This window comes from Klebsiella sp. MS 92-3 (assembly GCF_000195655.1).
In the GTDB taxonomy this organism is placed as follows: domain Bacteria; phylum Pseudomonadota; class Gammaproteobacteria; order Enterobacterales; family Enterobacteriaceae; genus Klebsiella; species Klebsiella pneumoniae.
Window position 1 is genome coordinate 274 of the sequence record NZ_GL882852.1, and the last position, 4,408, is coordinate 4,681.

The 4,408-nt window shown below is 59.8% G+C and carries 4 protein-coding genes; 3 read left to right on the forward strand and 1 reads right to left on the reverse strand.

Annotated features, from left to right (window positions below; all coding sequences use genetic code 11):
• The first annotated feature begins 15 nt into the window (after positions 1-15).
• From HMPREF9538_RS05095 to HMPREF9538_RS05085, 3 genes are all read left to right on the forward strand, one after another.
• Positions 16-837 carry a MetQ/NlpA family ABC transporter substrate-binding protein gene (locus HMPREF9538_RS05095; RefSeq protein WP_050541599.1) on the forward strand — a complete coding sequence of 274 codons (822 nt, stop codon included), beginning with the start codon at positions 16-18 and terminating at the stop codon, positions 835-837.
• Between the two features lie 193 nt (positions 838-1,030).
• The gene (locus HMPREF9538_RS05090; protein WP_004149572.1) at positions 1,031-2,452 is read left to right on the forward strand and encodes an MFS transporter; all 1,422 of its coding nucleotides are present in this window, start codon (positions 1,031-1,033) and stop codon (positions 2,450-2,452) included.
• 10 nt (positions 2,453-2,462) lie between these two features.
• Entirely contained in the window at positions 2,463-3,686 is a 1,224-nt protein-coding gene (locus tag HMPREF9538_RS05085) for an acyl-CoA dehydrogenase family protein (protein ID WP_004890080.1), read from the forward strand.
• Positions 3,687-3,731: 45 nt separating this feature from the next.
• Here HMPREF9538_RS05085 and HMPREF9538_RS30515 read toward each other — a convergent pair.
• Positions 3,732-4,408: aliphatic sulfonate ABC transporter substrate-binding protein (locus HMPREF9538_RS30515; RefSeq protein WP_009486021.1), on the reverse strand; the 677-nt coding region annotated here is incomplete at its 5' end.

Below are 4,408 nucleotides of genomic sequence, written 5' to 3' on the forward strand. Positions count from 1 at the left end.
CCCGGGGGGGCGGCGCTGGCGGTGATTATCCTGCTCGCCATCGCCTTCTGGTGGTGGCGGGGACATACCCAAAGCCAGCAGGTGGTCTTCGGCAGCACGTTAAAAATTCACTACGAGCCGGCGATGGCCGGCGAGCAGCGGATCATTGAGTATATTAATCAGCATATTGCGCCCGATTACGGTCTGAAACTGGAGGCGGTGGGGGTGCAGGATCCGGTCCAGGCTGACCGCGCGGTAGCGGAAGGTCAGTATGCCGGGACGATCTATCAGCATCAGTGGTGGCTTAAACAGGTGGTGGACGCTAACGGCTTTGCGCTGTCGACCACGGTGCCGGTGTTCCAGTGGGCGTTTGGCATCTATTCCGACCGCTACTCGTCGGTACAGGCGTTGCCCAACGGCGCGACCATTGTCGTGCCTGACGATGGCGCCAATCAGGGGCAGGCCCTGTGGCTGCTCCAGCGCATTGGGTTGATCTCGCTCGACCCGGCGGTGGAGCCACGCACGGCGAAGCTGAAAAATATTGTCGGTAACCCGCATCAGTTTGTCTTTAAAGAGCTGGATCTGCTGACCATGCCGCGGGCGTTAAATTCGGTGGATGCCGCCATCGGCTATGTCTCGCAATTTGACGCCGGGAAAGTGCCGCGTGAGAAAGGCATATTATTCCCGCCGGCGCCGCGCACCTTTGCTTCGCAATTAGTGATTGGTACACCGTATTTATCGCAGGAAAATATCGTCAAATTAAAACAGGCTTTTTCTGATCCGCGGATCCAGACGTGGTTAAAAACCACCGATGACCCGCTGGTAAAAGACGTATTAGTTCCAGTGTCCGCGGAATAAGCGTCCTGCACGACGTCTATTTTCGTTGTTATTTATTTCCCTTGAGGATGCGTGAAAGCGCGTCCTTTTTGTGCTGGTGATATTTGTTAACTTATTGATTATATTGATTTTTATAGAATGATTTGTTGTTTTGATTCTCGTCGCGCGCGGTCTATAACCGCTGATGACCTGCACAAAATAATAAGGTGAAAAAATGAGTACATTACCAGTGGATAATCCCGGTATCGCTTCGGTACCGGTCAGTAGCGTCGGGGATGTGGCGCGGCTAATTAATTCCGGCAAGGAACATGCGAAATATGCGCGGATGATTGTCTTCCTCGCGCTGGGGGGCGTTTTTCTCGACGCATATGACTTAACCACGCTCTCCTACGGTATTGATGACGTTGTACGTGAATTTCAGCTCTCACCGCTGCTGACCGGCCTGGTGACTTCGTCCATTATGGTCGGGACTATCGTCGGCAATATTATCGGCGGCTGGTTGACCGATAAATATGGTCGCTATTCGGTTTTTATGGCCGATATGTTCTTTTTCGTGATTTCGGCTATCGCCGCCGGGCTGGCGCCGAACGTCTGGGTGTTGATTGGCGCCCGTTTCCTGATGGGCATCGGCGTTGGCATCGACCTGCCGGTAGCGATGTCCTATCTGGCCGAGTTTTCCCGCTTTGCCGGCAAAGGCAACAAAGCGGCTCGCCTCGCGGCGTGGTGCCCGATGTGGTACGCCGCCTCAACCGTCTGCTTTCTCATTATCTTCGGCCTCTATTTCCTGCTGCCGCAGGAGCATCTTGACTGGCTATGGCGCGCCTCCCTGCTGTTCGGCGCCGTGCCGGCACTGCTGATTATTGCCGTCCGCAGTCGATTTATGAATGAATCCCCGCTGTGGGCGGCGAACCAGGGCGATCTGACCTCTGCAGTGCGTATTTTACGCGACTCCTGGGGGATCCATGCCCATGAGGTCCCGGCGGCGAAGCCCGCGCCAGCGCCGAAAGTGAGCTTCCGCGTGCTGTTCGAAAAACCCTACCGCGAGCGGACTATCGTCGCCGGGGTGATGAATATCTGTATCTCCTTCGAGTACACGGCGATTGCCTTTTTCCTGCCGTCAATTCTTGCCCAGTTCCTCGGGGCTGGCGTCTTCGAAACTATTTCGGCATCGCTGGGGCTGAACGCCCTGTTTGCTTTTACCGGTGGGCTGCTCGGTATGCATCTGGCGTGGAAATATCCTTCGCGTCATGTGGCGATAGCCGGCTTCGCCCTGCAGTTTGTGGCGCTGATTGTGCTGGCGCTGGTGGGGCAACCGCACGCGACGGCAGGTATCGTGCTGGCTATCGCGATGCTGGGGCTGTGGCTGTTCGCCGAAGGGTTTGGCCCGGGGGCGCAGCTGATGATCTACCCGGCGCTCTCCTATCCTACTGCCATTCGCGCCACCGGGGTCGGTTTCAGCCGGGCACTCTCCGGGATCGGCAGCGCGCTGGCGTTGTTTATTCTGCCGCTGCTGCAGGCCTCCCTCGGCACGCAGATGTTCTGGGTGGTCTCGCTTGCCGCCATTATTCCCATTTTCTTCCTGCTGGCGGTCCGTCATGAACCGACGCGAGAAGATATCGACGCACTTCATGAATAAGGAACTGACAATGACCCTGCTCTCCACTGGCACCGATTATGACGCGCTGGCGGCCGCCTTCCGCCCGATATTCACCCGTATCGCCCAGGGCGCTGCGGAGCGCGAACAGCAGCGCATTCTGCCCGATGAGCCGATCCGCTGGCTGAAAGAAGCGGGCTTCGGCACGCTGCGTATCCCGCGTGAGAAGGGCGGCTGGGGCGCTTCGCTGCCGCAGCTCAGCGCGCTGCTGATCGAGCTGGCGCAAGCGGACTCTAACCTGCCGCAGGCCCTGCGCGCGCACTTTGCCTTTGTGGAAGATCAGCTGAATCAGCCGGATTCCGCCGGGCGCGACCGCTGGTTTCGTCGCTTCCTCGACGGTGAGCTGGTGGGCAGCGGCTGGACGGAGATCGGCGCGGTTAAGCTGGGAGAGGTGAACACCAGAGTGACGCCGGCAGAGGGCGGCTGGCGACTCGACGGCGAGAAGTTTTACAGCACCGGCGCGCTGTACGCCGACTGGATCGATGTGTTTGCCCGGCGCAGTGATACCGCCAGCGATGTGATAGCCCTGGTCAGCACCCAGCAGACCGGCGTGGTGCGGGAAGATGACTGGGATGGCTTTGGCCAGCGGTTGACCGGCAGCGGGACCACCCGCTTTACCGGCGCTCGGGTGGAAACCGAACATGTCTATGATTTTGCCCAGCGCTTTCGCTATCAGACCGCCTTCTACCAGCATGTGCTGCTGGCGACCCTCGCGGGCATTGGCCTGGCGGTTGAGCGGGATGCCGCGCAGGGCGTCAAACATCGTTCCCGGATGTACAGCCACGGCAACGCCGCCGTGCCGCGCGATGACGCCCAGGTTCTGCAGGTCGTTGGGCAGATCAGCAGCTGGGCATGGGCGACCCGGGCCGCGGTCCTGCAGGCCGCGGAATCGCTGCAGCAGGCCTATGTGGCGCACGTCAGCGACGACGAAGCATTGATTGCCCGGCGTAACCAGCTGGCGGAAGTGGAAGCGGCGCAGGCGCAGGTGATCGCCAGCGACTGGATCCCGCGGGCGGCGACGGAGCTGTTTAATGCCCTCGGGGCGTCGGATACGCGAACTCGCCTTGCGCTGGATCGCCACTGGCGCAATGCGCGGACGGTTGCCTCGCATAATCCGGTGATTTATAAGGCACGTAATATCGGTAACTGGCTGGTGAACGGTGAAGCGCCCACCTTTATCTGGCAGATAGGCAATGGTGAGAAAACGGCGGGGTAAGCCTGTCGGCGACGGGAGGCGCAGTGCTTCCCGTCGTCAGGAAAATCAAGGTTTATCCAGCGACCAGGTGGCGCTGCGCACGTCGACTTTCACCGGCAGCAGGCCGATGCGCGTAAAGGTATCCGCCAGCGCCTGCTGTTCGTTATACACCGCCGGGGTCATGCGTTCGGCACCGTAGGGCAGGCGGGCCAGGGTCTTCAGCCAGATGGCTTTATCCAGTCCGGTTGAGGTCGACAGCAGCCCGGCGGCCTCGTCCTGATGGCTGTTCGCCCACGCGCTGAGTTTACCCAGCTCATCCACCACCTGCTTTGCTGTCTCCGGGTAGGTATCTGCAAACTTGCGGCTGGCGAGATAGAAGGTGTAGTGCGGCACCAGCCCCTCGGCATTGCGGATCTGTCGGGCTTTCGCGTTGGTTTCCACTTCTGCGAGGAACGGATCCCAGATCACCCACGCATCAATCGCCCCGCGCTGGAAAGCGGCGCGGGCGTCCGCCGGCGGCAGATAGACCGGGGTGATGTCTTTATAGCTGAGGCCCGCTTTTTCCAGTGCGGCAACCAGCAGGTAGTTGACATCAGACCCCTTGTTCAACCCCACGCGCTTGCCCTTCAGGTCGGCCACGCTGTGGATTGCCGACTGTTCAGGCACCACAATCGCTTCCGTTTTCGGGTTAGCGGGGGAGTGGGCAAGGTAGACCAGATCGGCTTGCGCCGCCTGGGCAAAGG